Below are 16838 nucleotides of genomic sequence, written 5' to 3' on the forward strand. Positions count from 1 at the left end.
AATGGTAGTTGAAAAATCTCAAAAAAGCAAAAATTTAGAGTCAATTTATCCTCTTTCCCCAATGCAACAGGGAATGCTTTTTCATAGCATTTATGCTCCCGACTCAGGAGTTTATTGCACTCAAACGCTGATTTCTATCTCTACCCCCATCAACATTGTTGCTTTTAAACGGGCTTGGGAAAAAGTGTTAGAGCGGTATTCAGTGTTGCGGACTCTTTTTCTCTGGGAGAAGCGTCAACAGCCTCTACAAGTAGTGCAGAAGCAGGTAGATTTGCCTTGGAACTATCAAGATTGGCGTAACCTCTCCTCTACAGAGCAACAAGCGCGTCTAGATTCATTGTTGCAAACAGAACGCCAAAAAGGGTTTCAACTCAACCAAGCGCCTTTGATGCGCTGTCATTTAATTCAACTATCCGATCAAAGCTATAAATTTCTTTGGAATCGGCATCACATCATATTAGATGGTTGGAGCCTACCGATAATTTACCAAGAAGTCTTAACCTTCTATACAGCTGAGAACCAAGGTCAAAGCTGTTATCTTCCTTCTCCTCGTCCCTACCAAGAGTACATTGTCTGGTTAAAGCAGCAAGATTTATCTGCTGCCACAATGTTTTGGCAGCAAACCCTGAAGGGTTTTACTGCTCCTACCCCAATGATGGTAGACCGACCACAGTTGCATGACTCTCAGGTACAACCAACTTATCAAGAACAAGAACTTCATTTATCTCGGGCAACCACTCAAGGGCTACAATCCTTGGGATTGCAGTTTGGTCTGACTTTATCAACTTTGATCCAAGCAGCTTGGTCTATCCTCCTGAGTCGCTACAGTGGAGAATCTGAAGTTTTATTTGGTGTGACAGTTTCCGGTCGTCCTGCTAGTTTATCGGCAGTAGAAAACATGGTGGGGCTGTTTATCAACACATTACCACTACGGGTATTAGTCCCCAAGTCAGAATTAATTTTACCTTGGCTACAGCAGTTACAGCAAAAGCAAGCAGAACTTCAGGAGTACTCTTACAGCCCTCTGGCGGAAGTACAAAAGCTCAGTGATGTACCGCAAGGAGTCCCCTTATTTGAAAGTCTGGTAGTGTTTGAGAACTATCCTATGGATAATTTGTCAGACGAACCAAATCAATTATTATCAGTCAGCAAGGTGGAGAATTTTGAAGAGACAAATTATCCCTTGACTCTGGCAGCAGTACCAAAACAAGAGTTACTTATAAAGTTTAGTTATGATATTAGTCGTTTTGCCAGCGACACAATTGTGCGGATGGCGGGTCATTTACAGACCTTATTGGAAGCTATTGTGGCTAATCCTCAGCAACAGGTGGGGCAATTACCACTTTTAACAGCAGCAGAACAGCATCAGTTATTGGTGGAGTGGAACGATACTCAGGCTGACTATCCCCAAAATAAATGTATCCATCAGCTATTTGAAGAGCAAGTGGAGCGCAACCCCGATGCAATAGCAGTAGTATTTGCCAATCAACAGTTAACCTATCGGGAACTAAACAGCAAAGCGAACCAGCTAGCACACTACCTGCAAAGCTTGGGGGTAGAACCAGAGGTACTTGTGGGTATCTGCGTAGAGCGTTCTCTGGAGATGGTAGTGGGACTATTAGGAATTTTAAAGGCGGGGGGAGCCTATGTACCCCTAGACCCAAGTTATCCAGTTGAGCGTTTAGCCGAGATGATCGCTGATGCCCAAGTATCGTTGTTGCTGACTCAGAAGCCCTTACTCAACTTATTACCCCCAAATGCAGCCAAAATCATTTGCTTGGATAGCGACTCACAGATCCTATTGAATGAAAGTAAGCAAAATCCCCAAAGTGGGGTCAAGCCGGAAAACTTGGTGTATCTAATTTACACATCAGGATCTACTGGCAAGCCCAAAGGGGTGATGATTGAACATCGATCTTTGGTAAATTTCGTCCAGGCTGAGAAAGTTCAATGGGAAATTAACAGTAGCGATCGCGTCTTGCAATTTGGCTCCATCAGTTTTGATATTCTAGAAAAAGATATATATCCTTGCTTGAGTGTTGGTGGAACTTTAGTATTACGCACCCAAGAAATGTTGAGTTCTATTTCAACATTTATGCAAAAATGCCGAGAGTGGGATCTGACAGTAATGAATCTGCCTACAGCATTTTGGCATCAATTAGTTAGTGAATTAAATAGAAAAAAAGAGACTTTGCCGCGATCGCTACGACTAATATTTACTGGGGGAGAACGGGCATTACCAGAAAAAATCGAACAATGGCAAGAGTATCTGCAAGAAATTTTGCAGTCTCAGAAGCTACTGACAGCGCCACAGTTAATTAATGCTTACGGCCCCACAGAAACAACTATAGTTGCAACATTTTGTAAGTTATCTACCTATAAAAGAGAAGATCGGCTTTCTGATGTGCCTATTGGTCGGCCAATGGCCAATACACAAATCTATATTCTCAATGCAGAGTTACAACCTGTAGCGATCGGAGTGAAGGGGGAAATATATATTGGCGGTGTAGGTCTTGCAAGAGGCTATCTCCGCCGTCCCGAATTAACCACAGAAAAATTTATTCAAAACCCCTTTAAAAAATCGCAACGCCTTTACAAAACAGGCGACTTAGCGCGTTACTTACCTGATGGTAATATTGAATATCTTGGTCGCATCGATAACCAAGTCAAAATTCGCGGCTTCCGCATCGAACTAGGAGAAATCGAATCGGCTCTAAATACCCATCCCCAACTAGAACAAGCAGTCGTCATTCTCAGAGAAGATACCCCAAATAACAAACTATTAATCGCTTATTTAGTAACTAAAAATCAGTCATTAAGTCCTAGTGAACTGCGTAGTTTCCTCAAACAAAAATTACCAGATTATACGATCCCTTCAGCCTTTGTCATATTATCAGAACTCCCGTTAACCAGCAATGGCAAAATAGATCGCAAAGCCTTACCTACGCCAGATGAAATATCATTTACTGATACGCAATATTTAGCCCCTCGTAATCATATTGAGGAAATCTTAGTAAATATTTGGCAACAATTACTCCAAGTAGAAAAAATAGGAGTCCATGACAACTTTTTTGAGTTGGGAGGACACAGCCTAAAAGCAATTTCTCTAGTCAGTCAAATTCAAGAAAATCTCGGTCTTCATTTTAAATTAAAAGAAGTATTTTCGCACCCAACAATCGCAGAACAGGCAGAATTATTAATTGCTTGTCAACCTCTTCTTGTTCCCAAAATCCCCCATATATTTGAGCAAGAAACATATAAAACATCTCATGCCCAAAGACGCTTCTTTGTACTGCAACAGATGGATCCAAACAATGTGGCTTATCATATTGTTTCTGCACTTAAGCTAGAGGGAGATTTCGATCCTGCTGCTTTTGAAAAAGCAATGCAAGTTTTGATTGATCGCCATGAATCTCTACGGACATCCTTTGTATTAGTCAACGGTGAACCTAGACAAAGGATACTTGCAAATTGCTCTTTTCATATTGAATTTCAAGATTGGAGTAATGAACTTCATGCTGAGAACCATATCCTCGAAATTATTAAACAACAGAGAGAACCTTTTAATTTAGAAAATAGTCCACTGCTGCGTTCTAATATTTATCAAGTTGCGAAGGAGCAATATATTCTGTTTCTGGAAATCCATCATATTATTTGTGATGGCTGGTCGATGAATTTATTAGCTAAAGAGTGCTTAAAATATTACAATGATTTTGTCAAAGGCTTGCAACCAAATCTAGATAAATTGCCGATACAATATAAAGATTATGCAGCTTGGCAAGCCAATATTTTACAAAGTGAGGATAATAGAAAACACTTAGATTACTGGCAGCAAAAACTTGATAATGGGCAAATACCTCATGTTCACTTACCGACAGACTTTCAGCGACCTTCTTTAAAAACTTTTAATGGTTCTTATTTAAGCTGGACATTCAAACCAGAAATAATATCTGGATTGCAAAAGATTTGCCAAGAAACACAAAGCACCTTATTTATGGGACTGGTAGCAGCAGTAAAAGTATTACTGTATCGTTACAGTGGTCAACACGATATTTCTATCGGTACAGAAATTGCCACTCGCAACCATCCTCAACTACAATCTTTAATCGGTTTATTTCTCAATACACTTGTTATCCGTGACGAACTAGACCCAAAACAAGGGTATAAAAATCTGCTCGCAAAAGTTCGCCAAAGTGTTACCGAAGCATTTGAACATTCAGATTATCCTTTTGATATTTTGGTAGAAAAACTAGCAATTTCGCGAGAGATTAACCGCACACCATTGTTTGATGTGTTAGTGCTTCTGCAAAATTTTAGTCAATCTGTATTAGTAGACAAAGTCCAAATAAAATCCTTAGATTCTTTAACTCCTACCAGCAAATTCGATATTTCTTTTGTTTTTAGCGAGCAAAACAACGAACTCAGATTGGATTTGATTTACAACACAGACTTATTCCAAGCATATAGGATGCATAAAGCTCTGATTCATTTGGAGAAGTTGCTCAATGAAATGGTAGCAAATCCTAGTCAGCCAGTTTGTCAAATACCTCTTTTATCAGCAGCAGAAACGTCTTTGATCGAGAGTTTTGTTAAACCAATGACTCGATTAGAAACACGCACAGTAATTCATGATTTTATTGGACAAGTAAAAGCAACACCTGACAAAACAGCAATTATTTATCCTGAAGGAGAATTCACCTATCGGGAATTGGATACACTCACTAATTCTTGGGCGAATATCTTCAAAGATTTAGGAACTCAAAAAGATACTATTTGTGGGGTGATTCTAGAAGGCGATCGCCGTCAAGTGGTAGCAATGTTGGCTATATTCAAAGCTGGGGGAATTTATCTACCTCTGCGTTTAGATGAACCTGAAGAACGCTGGCAACGGATGCTCTTAAAAACATCTCCCGCCATTCTAGTGACAGCCGAAGAATATTTAGATGCCTTAAAACCCCGACTAGCAGCATTACCAAAACCTCCGCATATATTGGTAGTTAGTGCTAATGAACTGACGCACCGCTATCAGTGGGATGGGATAAATTATCAAGGCTTTTCTATAGTCGAAAGTGATAGTAACAAAGCTTTATCCATGCCTGCTGCTGATGATTCTAACTATATTATGTTCACTTCTGGCTCAACAGGTGAACCTAAAGCAATACTTGGTAGTCATGGCAGCTTGCGTCACTTCCTGAATTGGGAAAGAATCGAATTTGGTATCGATCGCAATTGCCGCTGTTTGCAAATTGCTCAAATTAACTTTGATGCTTATCTGCGGGAAACTCTTGTTACTTTATGTTCAGGAGGAACTCTTTATATTCCTGATAGTAAAGACCGCGAAGATTTGGAACGTTTATTAATACGTTTGGGAGAATGGCAGATTAACTTACTGCATACTGTACCTTCAGTGATGCGCCTATTTTTAAACATTGGTCGCAATTTAGCTAATGCTGACCAGTTACTGAAACATTTACAAGTTCTGGTATTAGGAGGAGAACCTTTATTCGTCAAAGAACTTTGTGAATGGCATCAAGTTTTTGGCAAACAAACAGAATTCGTAAATATTTATGGAGCCAGTGAAACAACTTTCGTAAAACATTTCTACCGGATTCCTAACCCAAATCAGATTTCTTCTGCGCGAGTTCCGGCGGGAAAAACATTGTCAGATGCTGCATTTGCGGTTATCGATGGGACTCGTCCCTGTGCGATCGGAGAAGTTGGAGAAATTTTTGTTAAATCGCCTTATTTGACTAAAGGTTATTTTCAGGATGAAAACTTAACTAATTTAGTTTTTGTGCCAAATCCTTTGAATAATGGCAGCGATTTAGTTTACCGCACAGGAGATTTAGGACGACTGCTACCGGATATGAATTTGGAGGTAATCGGACGCAGCGATAACCAAGTTAAATTAAATGGTGTACGCATTGAGTTGGGAGAAATTGAAGACGCACTTTTGGCTATTGGTGATGTAGAAAAGGTGCTGGTAGTCGCAGATAAAAAAGAAGAATTGGTGACAGTAATCGCATATTATCAAGGGAATGATACTGCAAGTCAGGAACACATTAGAAAAAAAATTAAGCAAGTTTTGCCGATTTACATGCAACCAACTTTCCTGATTCAGATAGAATATTTTCCTTTGTTACCAAATGGTAAAGTAAATCGCTTGGCACTACCAAAACCAGAAGATAATATTGCCAAAACAATTAATCACCTGACTGAATTCAATGAGCAAGAAGCTTTATTAGCTTCAGTTTGGGGTGAATTATTAGAAGTGGAAGTGAGTGATATTGAACAATCATTCTTTGAGTTAGGAGGTAATAGTTTAAAGGCTATGCGTCTAGTATCAAGTATCCGCAACCGCTTCGGGATATCACTGCGATTACGAGAAATTTTTACTCATAATACTTTAAAAGAACAAGCTATTTTAATTCAAGCGCGCCAAACAAAATGATAAATTCACAAAGATGGGATGTTATTAATCCAGTACTAGATAAAGAATATTACGAAGTCTCCCATGCTCAAAGACGGATGTGGATTCTGCATCACATAGATGAATATTCAAGTGCTTATAATATTAGGTTGGCAATGAGAATCAATGGCAGCTTAGATATTGTGGCATTTGAAGCAGCTTTTCAACAAATTGTTAGCCGCCACGAAATTTTACGAACTACTTTCACTAGCGTTGCTGGAAATATTCAGCAAGTTATTCATAAGCAAGTGCTTAAAGAACAGCTACTATCTTTTAGAGATTTAAGAGAACAAAATGATACTGAAGTAGTAGCTGATGCTTTGATTCAAGAATCAGCCAACTCACGCTTTGATTTAGAGAATTTGTCCCTGATGCGAGTTCTGTTGTTGCAGATAAAGTCAGATGAATTTTTGTTTTGCTTAACCATACACCATATTATTGGTGATGCGCGATCGCTGGATATTATCTTCCAAGAATTTGTTACTTTATATACTGCCCATACTCAGTATAAAAATGCCGCCCTACCTCAACCAAAATTACAGTATAAAGATTATTCGGCATGGCAGAATCAATGGTTAGAAAGTGAAGAGGTAATAGAACAACATAATTATTGGTGCGATCGCTTTACTGGACAACCCCCCATACTCAACTTACCAACTGACTTTCCCCGACCGAAATTCAAATCTTCTCAAGCCGCTTTATATACTTATCGTTTCAGTCAAAGTCTGAGCGAACAATTACGCGCTTTAGCAGCAAAAAATCATACAACTCTATTCATCACTCTCCTAACTTTATTTAAAATATTACTCTACCGTTATACCGAACAGCGCGATTTAGTCATTGGCGTACCTATTTCTGGACGCAATCATCCAGACTTGGAAAACCAAATTGGATTTTATGTTAATACCTTAGCTTTAAGAACTTTGCTTCCAGAAGAGGGAACTTTTAAACAAGCACTGGTAGAAGTGACAAATACTTGTCTTGATGCTTATGAATATAGCGATTATCCTTTTGATAAATTAGTATCTGCACTCGATTTAGAACGTGATTTATCAAGAAATCCGTTGTTTGATGTGATGTTTTCATTGCTCAGTCAAGAAAGCAAAGCAGCAATGAAAATTCCCGGACTTGAGCATCAAGAATATCCCCTTGCACCACGAACAGCTCAATTTGATTTGAGTTGGAGTTTTTTTGAAGATGCTAACCATCTAAGATTAGTCATAGAATACGAACCGGACATTTTTCGAGACGAGGCGATCGCTAGAATGAGCGGTCACTTTTTACAAATAGTTCAGGCGCTGGTCAACGATCCGAATTGCAAATTGTCACAAATTAACTTATTAACTCCTGAAGAACGTTATCAGTTATTAATCGAATGGAATAACACAGCAGTTACATATCCTCAAGATAAATGCATCCATCAATTATTTGAAGAACAAGTAAAACTTACCCCCGATGCAGTTGCAGTAATATTTGAAGGTCAATTTTTGACTTTTCAAGAGTTAAATGAACGAGCTAATCAGTTAGCTCATTATTTACGAGAAAAAGGTGTAGATATAGAAGTATTGGTGGGAATTTTTGTCGCGCGTTCCCTAGAGATGGTAATAGGAATATTAGGAATTTTAAAGGCAGGAGGAGCTTATGTACCTTTAGACTATAGTTATCCGGTAGACCGCTTGGCTTATATGCTCTCGGATGCGGCGGTGTCCATATTACTTACCCAGCAGTCCTTAGTAGACTCTTTACCAGAAAATCAGGCCGAGGTAGTGTGTTTAGATCGTGATTGGCAGATAATTACTAACTATAGCCAGCAGAATCCTGACAGCCAGGTGACATCAGAAAATTTAGCTTATGTCATTTATACCTCTGGTTCTACAGGTAAGCCAAAAGGAGTGATGAATATTCATCGAGGTATTTGCAATAATTTATTGCGAACAATTGATTCTTACCCACTCACACCAAAAGATCGCATCCTGCAAATAACTCCCTTTAGTTTTGACGTTTCAGTGTGGGAAATATTCTGGTCTTTAACATCTGGCGCTACTCTAATTGTGGCTAAACCTGAAGGTCATAAAAATATTGCTTACTTGATTAATTTAATTGCCCAAGAACAAGTAACTCAAATCAATTTTGTCCCCTCAATGTTGCGAGCTTTTATTCAAGAAGTAAACTCAGAGGATTGCCATTGCTTGCAGCGAGTGTTTTGTGGTGGAGAAGCACTATCTTATGAACTAACTCAACGATTTTTTGAGCATTTTAATTGTGAATTATACAATTTTTATGGGCCAACAGAAACAGCCGTTGATGCTACTTTCTGGCAGTGTACCCTACAATCTAATTATCAAATAATTCCTATTGGTCGCCCCATTGCCAATACCCAAATTTACATCCTCGACCATCATCTCCAACCAGTTCCTATTGGCATTGCTGGAGAACTTCATATTGGGGGTATTCCGTTAGCCAGAGGCTACCTCAACCGACCAGAATTAACTGCCCAAAAATTCATTGATAACCCTTTTAGCAATGGCAAATTGTATAAAACTGGCGATTTAGCTCGTTATTTACCAGATGGTAATATTGAATTTCTTGGTCGCATTGATAACCAAGTCAAGCTGCGAGGCTTACGGATCGAATTAGGAGAAATTGAATCGGTTCTAGATACTCATCCACAGATAGAACAAACGGCTGTCATTTTAAGAGAAGATATTGCTGACAGCCAGCGTTTAGTAGCCTATATAGTCAGTAAAAACCATTCATTTACTCCTGGTGACTTCCGTCGGTTTCTACAACATAAATTGCCTGGTTACATGATACCTTCAGCTTTTGTGATGTTGTCAGATTTGCCATTAAACCCTAATGGGAAGATAGACCACAAACAATTACCGAAACCCGATGAAATATCGATAGTAGAATCACTATATTTAGCTCCACGTAATCAAACGGAAAGCATCTTAGTAAATATTTGGCAAAAAGTTTTGCAAATATCAAAGCTAGGAGTGAATGACAATTTCTTTGATTTAGGTGGTCATTCATTACAAGCGATGAATCTCATGGCACTAATTTATCAAGAGCTTGAGATTGAAATCCCTTTATCAATAATTTATGAAAAATCTACTGTAGCAGAATTGAGTAAGTATATCATTTATGCTAAAGAGATGAATATCCAACCCAAGGAACGTCCTTATGTAGTTTTTAATCAAGAGCGAGAGAAAGCAGTTTTTATATTTCCTCCTGCCCTTGGTTTTGCCGCCGCTTACGCGAATTTAGCTGATTATTTAAAAGATTATACTATTTATACTTTTAGATATATTGCCGATGAAACAACTTTAGAAAAATATGCAGAATTAATAGATGATTTAGCACCCAATCAAGATATAAAATTGATGGGACATTCAGCCGGTGGTTTTTTGGCAATGTTGATGGCTCAAAAATTAGAAAGTCGCGATCGCGTGGTTTCTGATGTAATTTTATTAGATACTTATCGAGGAGGTCGTGAAGTTAATCAAGCTGATATGTCGGAAATTAAAGAAGGTGTTGATGGTTTTTTGCTAAATCCTAAACGTCAGGAATTGAGACGTTATTTTCTGGAGAATCAAAAGTTGCGCGATCGCACCTACAATCAAGTTTGGGAATACTTTAATTTTCTCTGGCATTCAGATATCAAAAATGTGCAAATTAATGGGACTATTCATCTCATCCGGGCTGAGGAAAATTATCATCTTGAAGATGATTGGATACAGGCTACAACAAGTCAACGAATCAATCATTATGCTCATGGTGCCCATCGTGAGATGATCGATCCGCCCTATCTCAGCCAAAATGCCACTATTATTAATGCAATTCTTAGTCAAGAAAATAGATCTGTTGCCAAAACTGGCAACAGACTGGCTGATAAATTTAGCAGTGATTTGATCAACCCTTCTTACCTATTTTAATAAACTGGCTACGACCAAAAGAAGGAACTTCCCTATGGCTTATCATACCTACAAATCTCCCCACCTATGGTTAGCATCTATAGCCACAGATAGCCGAGTGAGTGTTGGAGAATATACTTGCTTTGACGACACTATTACCTTTGCATTGTGGTTTCATGATGAGAAAATTGACATTGGCAAGTTTTGTTCTCTAGCAAGAAATATTACCATCTTCGGTGGTGGAGAGCATCACATTACTAGGGCGACAACTTATGCATTTCGCCTGTTCTTTCCTCGCGAACAAACAGAGTTTGCAGAACGGCATGGCGAGGTACGTCACAAGGGTACTACTTCCATTGGGAATGATGTTTGGATTGGCTACGGTGCAACTATCTTGTCAGGAGTTAGGATTGGCAACGGAGCCGTCATCGGAGCTAAGGCAGTTGTTGCTAATGATATCCCTGATTATGCGATTGCTGTAGGCAACCCAGCTAAAGTTATCCGCTCTCGATTCAGACCTGAAACAGTTGAACGTTTGCTGGAACTGCACTGGTGGGACTGGGATACCAAGAAAATTATTGCGAACTTAGAATGGCTCTACCAAAATCCTGATGATTGGCCAGAAAATATCCAGTTTAATGAACCTACAGAAGGGTTGCCAGATTTTCCCGCACCTGAACTTCTATAGGCAGACTTTAAACCTGATGCTATCCAAACTAAGCTTGTGAATACAAGTTTTATGCGTGTAGCCTGTTTTTTACTACTACGTTTTTTTACTTACTTAAGAATACGGCTGGTATATTTTGAAAAATGTCTCCTATTATTGAACCTTTTGTGAAATAAAGAAGTCTAAAACTATAGATTTCTCGTTCAATCAAAGGTATATCTTTATGAACATGAAAAGAATTCTTTCATCTTGTTTGTTAGGGGTTTTGCTAACTTCCAGTGTTTTAGCTGAAAGTGCATCTGCTCAAGTACGAGTAATTTTTGGAGACAGTGACCGACATGAGTGGCGCGATCGAGAACAATCGAGGTTAGTATGGATACGGAGAGAGCGTGAAGAACGTGAGCGTCGGGAATGGCGACGTAGAGAACATGAGAGACGTGAATGGCGTGAGAGACATGATGAAAGGGGTGAGTATCGTTATCGCTAATTAGGTCGTCATTGCGAAGGTTATGAAATTAAAAGAAGCGATCGCAAAATATATACTTTGGCGATCGCTTCTCTTTACTACGCAACGCTATATTTTATTACGCTTCCAATGACAGCTTATGTTTTTATACATTTGGATGCTTGCTAAATTTCTATCTCCTGCCTTCGTCAGGTAATTAGTAATGTAAACCAGAAAGTTGCCCCTGCATCCAATGCACTGTTTACGCCAATTTCGCCACCATGAGCATTGATGATTTGCTTACATAAATACAAGCCTAATCCCAAACTTACAGAATTGCGGATACTTGCACCCCGAAAGTAAAGGTCAAAAAGCCGAGCGCTTTGTTGTTGACTAATTCCCACGCCATTATCACTGACTGTACAATAAATTTTGTCATCCTTACGGGTAGCATTGATTGTCAAGAGCAATCCAGGGGGATTATGTTTCAGAGCATTAACAATCAAGTTAGAAAAAACTCGCCATAGTTGTGTCGGATCGGCATTCACTAATGGCAAATCAGCAGATACTAGATTTGTCAAGGTTGCTTGATTTTGTTCTAGCAATGGCTCTAAATCTACGATCGCAGCTTCCACTACTTTCAGTAATTGTACAGGTTGACGCTGCAAAACAACACCTTGTACTTCGCCAACATGAGCTTCCATCAAGGAATTAATTAAGCTCAGTTGGCGATCGCTACTTTGAATCATCCGCTCTAAAATTGAGCGGGAAATGGAAATATTTTCCTCTGGATGTGCAAGCAAATTTTTCAGTACCATTAAAGTACCCAGCACTGGGTTGCGTAAGTCGTGAGAAACTGCATGGAAAAATACTCGTAATTCTTCTTCAGTTTGTTTCCGCTGGGTAATATCTTCAATCAAACCTTCGTAGTAAAGCAGTTTTCCCTTTTCATCACGGACTGCGTAGGCTTTTTCCGAAATCCAGACAATACTCCCGTCTCGGCGATAAATTTGGGATTCAAACTCGGAAATGCTGCCATACTTTTCCATTAGGCGCACAAATTCGGCGCGACGGTTCGGATCGACATACAATTTTTCAATATTAGTGGAATTTGCTGTCACTTCCTCCGCTAAGGAGTAGCCATAAATCCGTGCTAAAGCAGGATTTGCCGTAATGTAACGTCCATCGGGACTGCTTTGAAAAATCCCTTCCACAGCGTTTTCAAAAATGGTGCGATATTTAGCTTCTGCAACCTTGAGTTTGTGGTAAGCAGATTCTAGTTCTTGACGGGCGTAAAACTCAGAGCGTTGTAGGCGATCGTACAGATAAACACCGATATCACATATAACACAAAACCAAAAAATGTATAAAATAAACGTTACATTATATATTTCTGGGTGTTCGGGGATTGGTGTTTTTAGCCCAAGTGCCGTATTTACACCAAAATAGTAAATTAGCACACTTACTTGAGTCAGCAAGTGAATAATCCAGCATACTGGCATTAACACAGCTTGACTCAAGAATAGCAGTGACCAGCCGATGCTATCGGGTAGTGCAAAACCACTAAGAGTTGCAAACAACTGCGATGCTAAACTAATTGACCAAGAAGATCCTAAAAATAATAAATCTGGACGCTGACGACCTAATTTTGTTTTATGTAAGGCAAAGCAGATCAATATACTCAGAAGCATTGCAATATTAATTACAAGGTGTTGATCTCTGAGTCCTTCTGGCTGCTGCTGCAACTCTTTAAATGGGAAAAATAAGCCGTAAATGTCTCGCAAAGTGAAAGACAACAGACAAATCAAGGCCAGCCATAACCATAAACGCAATCTCTGCCACAAAAAACGGTTACGCCAAGCTGTGTAAAGAGTAGTGGTTTCATCGCTTGCTGGTGCATCAAAGGTTTGTCTCCACCACCTTTGCACTGTTGTAAATTGAGTAGCCATTAGCATCCGAGCAACTTTGCCCATACCTTGAGGGTGTTTTCCTTACTCAATATTGCTATAAATAACACCCTCTCATTTTTTGGTAATTTATGGGCGATTTGTTGCGGATGAAGTGAAGAGAGGTAATGTAAACCAGAAAGTTAATCCGCGCTTGCGGTTACTGATAACACCGATTTCGCCGCCATGTGACTCAATAGCTTTGCGACAAAGATACATTTTTAAGCCAATGCTTGTAGAACAACAGTCTTGGGGATCGCGGACATGGAGATCGAAAAGGCGATCGCATTCTACTTTACTCATTACCACACCATCATCTTGAATCTGAGTGCGAAGCATTCCGCCCTCAACGGTGGTACTCAGAATTAAATTTAATCCTGGTGGATTATTTTGCAAGCTATATGTTATTAAATTTATCAAAACTTTTTGTAACAGAGTCCCATCTGTCATTACCAAGGGTAAATCTGCGGGAACCAAGTTCTTCAGAGTCACTTGATTTTGTGTCAGCATGGGTTCCAACTGGGTGAATATTCCTCTCAGTAGGATGTTAAATTGCATAGGTTCAGGTTTTATGTGCATACCCTGTTTTTCCGAGGAATTCATTTCTAGCAATGAGTTAATCATTGCCAATTGGCGATCGTTGCCTTGAATCATCCGCTCGATTATTGAGCGAGATACTGGAATTGGGGATTGGGAAGAGGCAGAGGGGCGGGGTGCAGGGGGCAGAGGGGAAAACTTTTCTCCCTGCTCCCTACTCCCCACTTTCTGATTTAACAAATTTTTTAATACCATCAAGTTACCCATGACTGAAGTGCGTAAATCATGGGCAACTGTGTGTAAAACAACATCTTTAATGCGATGCAATGTTTCAACTTCTTGCATTTTTTGCTGCAACTGTGCTGTCCGTTCTTCTACTTGGTGTTCTAAATTAGTGTTGAGTTCTGCGAGTTTTTGGTATATCTGACTTTGCTGAATGGCGATCGCAACTTGTTCTGACATCTGCTGTAACAAATCAATTTCTATTGGCTGCCAATGACGCGAACCTGAGCATTGATTGGCAATTAAAGCACCAAATAATTCGTTGTCTAGCATAATTGGTACAGCCAAGCTGGCCTGCGTTTGAAATTTTCGACAGTGTGCTTGGACTTTGGGAGATACTGACATTTGTGTGATGTCTTCAACGACACGCACAAGATTATCTTTTAGTAAGTTTCGCACTTCTTGGAGATAAGCTTCATCATTCGTAGACCAACCTAAGACTGATGGATACTTGGGATCTACTGATTCGGCAAGAGTTCTGACTCCTAAATTGGTATTATTTAAACCAATAAAAACTCGATCTGTTTGCAGAAATTGTCTGACTTCCGTTACAGTGGTTTGCAGAATTTCTTCTAAATTCAGCGAAGATCGAATTCTTACTAAGGTTTCTGCCAATAAGCGATCGCGTTGTGCTGCTAGGCGGAACTGCGCTTCTACCTGTTTGCGTTCTGTAATGTCGTGATGGACTGCTAAAATGGAAGGAATACCATCCAAATCAATGACTTCGGCTGAAAGCAGTGTTGTAATTGTCTTGCCAAACTTTTGCCGAAATTCAACTTCCAAGTTGCGAACAACTCCTGTGGCTTGCAACTCCTGTACCAACTTTAAGCGATCGTCATCGTCTACCCAAAGATTTAACTCAAAGGAAGTTTTACCAATCGCCTCATCTCGCTGATAACCTGAGAGTTCTACAAAACTGTCGTTAACTTCGATGAAGCGTCCTGTTTGCAGTGTACTAATGGTAATTGAATCGGGGCTGCAACTAAAAGCTTTGGCAAATTTCTGAGCCAGGTTTTGTAAAGCTACTTCTGCTTGTTTGCGTTCTGTGATATCTCGGACAATTGCTAGGACTTCGTCTGCGCCACTCACTACCAACCGCGCCTCATAATCTCTGACTCCTAAAGGCGTTGCTAGCTGATATTCACAGGTTTGTAAAGTTCCCGAATCTAAAGTTTTAGCGATCGCTTCCAAGCTAATAGCTGCGACATCACTAGGCAATAATTCCTTGACGTGTTTCCCAACTATTTCTTCTCTCGAAAGAGTGACATTTGCTCCTTCACTTTTCAAATCTAGATACTCACCATCGCGGCTAATGCGAAACATCAAATCAGGAATAGCATCTAAAATTGCTTGATACCGCGCCTCACTTTCTTGCAATTTTGCTTCTACTTGTTTACGGTCTGTAATATCTATAATTAAGCCATCCCAAAGCAAATCGCCTTCTTTTTGTGGTTGCGGTTGGGAAGTACCTTGAATCCACTTCAGTTTGCCACTAGGCGTAATGATGCGACCTTCCCAATGCCAAGGTGTAAGAGTATTACTACAAACAGCAATAGATTCTGTAAAAGCTTTTATATCTTGTGGATGAATCAATTTATATAGCACCTGGAAGTCTGCCTGTACAGCCTCTGGTTGTAATTCATACAAATATTCACAACCAGAACTAATATAAGGGATAAATATAGATCCATCCTGCCGTTGCCGAATTTGGAAAATCATCCCCGGTAAATTGGCAGCAACTGTTTCCAACAGAGTGATTTTGTCTGTTGGGAAATCTAGTTTATACGGTGATTTTACAATTTCATCCACTCTTAGACCCTTTGATATATAAGCAATTGGCATAATACTCAAGGTAATCATAGCCATTGTGAGAGTTTTCTGACTGTTAGCGCGATCGCTAACTACAGAAAAAGTGGCTCTACTTTCAGAGTAGTTCTGGATGCTGCGATCGCATTCACCCAATCGGGTGAACCATTTGCCAAGGGGAGAATCAGTTTAGAGTGTTCCAAAAAATAAATGATCCAAAACCCGTCGTTGCGAGCGAAGCGAAGCAATCCCAAGGGCTGCGATTGCTATGGTACAAAATTATGATAATTTAATCTCACTAATAGCCCAAATAAGTAATTCTAAAAATTCTTTGAGAACTATCTCATCATTCAGTTCCCGGTTTCATCGAACGGTGAACACCCGTTTAGCAAGTTGGTAAGTAGGTAGGCGTAATTAAATATAAGATCAAACCTCACCCTCAATCCCTCTCCTTAGTAAGGCTACGGTGTACACACAAGTTATCGAATCACTACCAGTCCTCGAATTACCCCACCCTAACCCTCCCCTTATAAAGGCTACGGTGTACACACAAGTCTTTGAGAGTGGCCTCATAGGCTTTTGATCCCCCCAACCCCCCGATAAATTGGGGGGCAAAAGTCTCTTAAAGTCCCCCAATTTATCGGGGGATTTAGGGGGATCTCCAACGATTTTGGGTTTTTACAGAGATGTGTGTACACCGTAGCCTTATAAAGGGGAGGGAACTGGATTTTCCGGTTTCCCCCCAATATATCGGGGGGATTAAGGGGGGTAA

The 16838-nt window shown here is 39.8% G+C and carries 6 protein-coding genes; 4 read left to right on the plus strand and 2 right to left on the minus strand.

What is annotated here, in order from left to right; translation table 11 throughout:
• The first annotated feature begins 1 nt into the window (after nt 1).
• The 4 genes from GTQ43_RS09290 (at nt 2) to GTQ43_RS09305 (ending at nt 11537) form a co-directional block, all read left to right on the plus strand.
• Nucleotides 2-6451: a non-ribosomal peptide synthetase gene (locus tag GTQ43_RS09290; RefSeq protein ID WP_265272334.1), complete on the plus strand. Its 6450-nt coding sequence runs from the start codon at nt 2-4 to the stop codon at nt 6449-6451.
• Nucleotides 6448-10404, plus strand: coding sequence for a non-ribosomal peptide synthetase (locus GTQ43_RS09295; RefSeq protein ID WP_265272335.1), 3957 nt, complete (start codon nt 6448-6450; stop codon nt 10402-10404). Before GTQ43_RS09290 ends, GTQ43_RS09295 begins: the two co-directional genes overlap by 4 nt.
• A 34-nt stretch (nt 10405-10438) precedes the next feature.
• Nucleotides 10439-11071, plus strand: a complete 633-nt coding sequence (locus GTQ43_RS09300; RefSeq protein ID WP_265272336.1) for a CatB-related O-acetyltransferase — start codon at nt 10439-10441, stop codon at nt 11069-11071.
• A gap of 202 nt (nt 11072-11273) precedes the next feature.
• Nucleotides 11274-11537, plus strand: a complete 264-nt coding sequence (locus GTQ43_RS09305; RefSeq protein WP_265272337.1) for a hypothetical protein — start codon at nt 11274-11276, stop codon at nt 11535-11537.
• Nucleotides 11538-11704: 167 nt separating this feature from the next.
• Here the strand turns inward: GTQ43_RS09305 and GTQ43_RS09310 are convergent, their stop codons facing one another.
• Together GTQ43_RS09310 and GTQ43_RS09315 are read right to left on the minus strand one after the other, a co-directional pair.
• The gene (locus tag GTQ43_RS09310) at nt 11705-13468 is read right to left on the minus strand and encodes a PAS domain-containing sensor histidine kinase (RefSeq protein ID WP_265272338.1); all 1764 of its coding nucleotides are present in this window, start codon (nt 13466-13468) and stop codon (nt 11705-11707) included.
• Between the two features lie 63 nt (nt 13469-13531).
• Nucleotides 13532-16126 carry a PAS domain S-box protein gene (locus GTQ43_RS09315; RefSeq protein WP_265272339.1) on the minus strand — a complete coding sequence of 865 codons (2595 nt, stop codon included), beginning with the start codon at nt 16124-16126 and terminating at the stop codon, nt 13532-13534.
• Nucleotides 16127-16838 lie beyond the last annotated feature (712 nt).

Source organism: Nostoc sp. KVJ3 (genome assembly GCF_026127265.1).
Lineage (GTDB): Bacteria > Cyanobacteriota > Cyanobacteriia > Cyanobacteriales > Nostocaceae > Nostoc.

Excerpts from the sequence above, each read along its gene's own strand:
- GTQ43_RS09290 (WP_265272334.1), top strand. The coding sequence starts at position 2 with ATGGTAGTTGAAAAATCTCAAAAAAGCAAAAATTTAGAGTCAATTTAT.
- GTQ43_RS09295 (WP_265272335.1), top strand. The coding sequence starts at position 6,448 with ATGATAAATTCACAAAGATGGGATGTTATTAATCCAGTACTAGATAAA.
- GTQ43_RS09300 (WP_265272336.1), top strand. The coding sequence starts at position 10,439 with ATGGCTTATCATACCTACAAATCTCCCCACCTATGGTTAGCATCTATA.
- GTQ43_RS09305 (WP_265272337.1), top strand. The coding sequence starts at position 11,274 with ATGAACATGAAAAGAATTCTTTCATCTTGTTTGTTAGGGGTTTTGCTA.
- GTQ43_RS09310 (WP_265272338.1), bottom strand. The coding sequence starts at position 13,468 with ATGGGCAAAGTTGCTCGGATGCTAATGGCTACTCAATTTACAACAGTG.
- GTQ43_RS09315 (WP_265272339.1), bottom strand. The coding sequence starts at position 16,126 with ATGGCTATGATTACCTTGAGTATTATGCCAATTGCTTATATATCAAAG.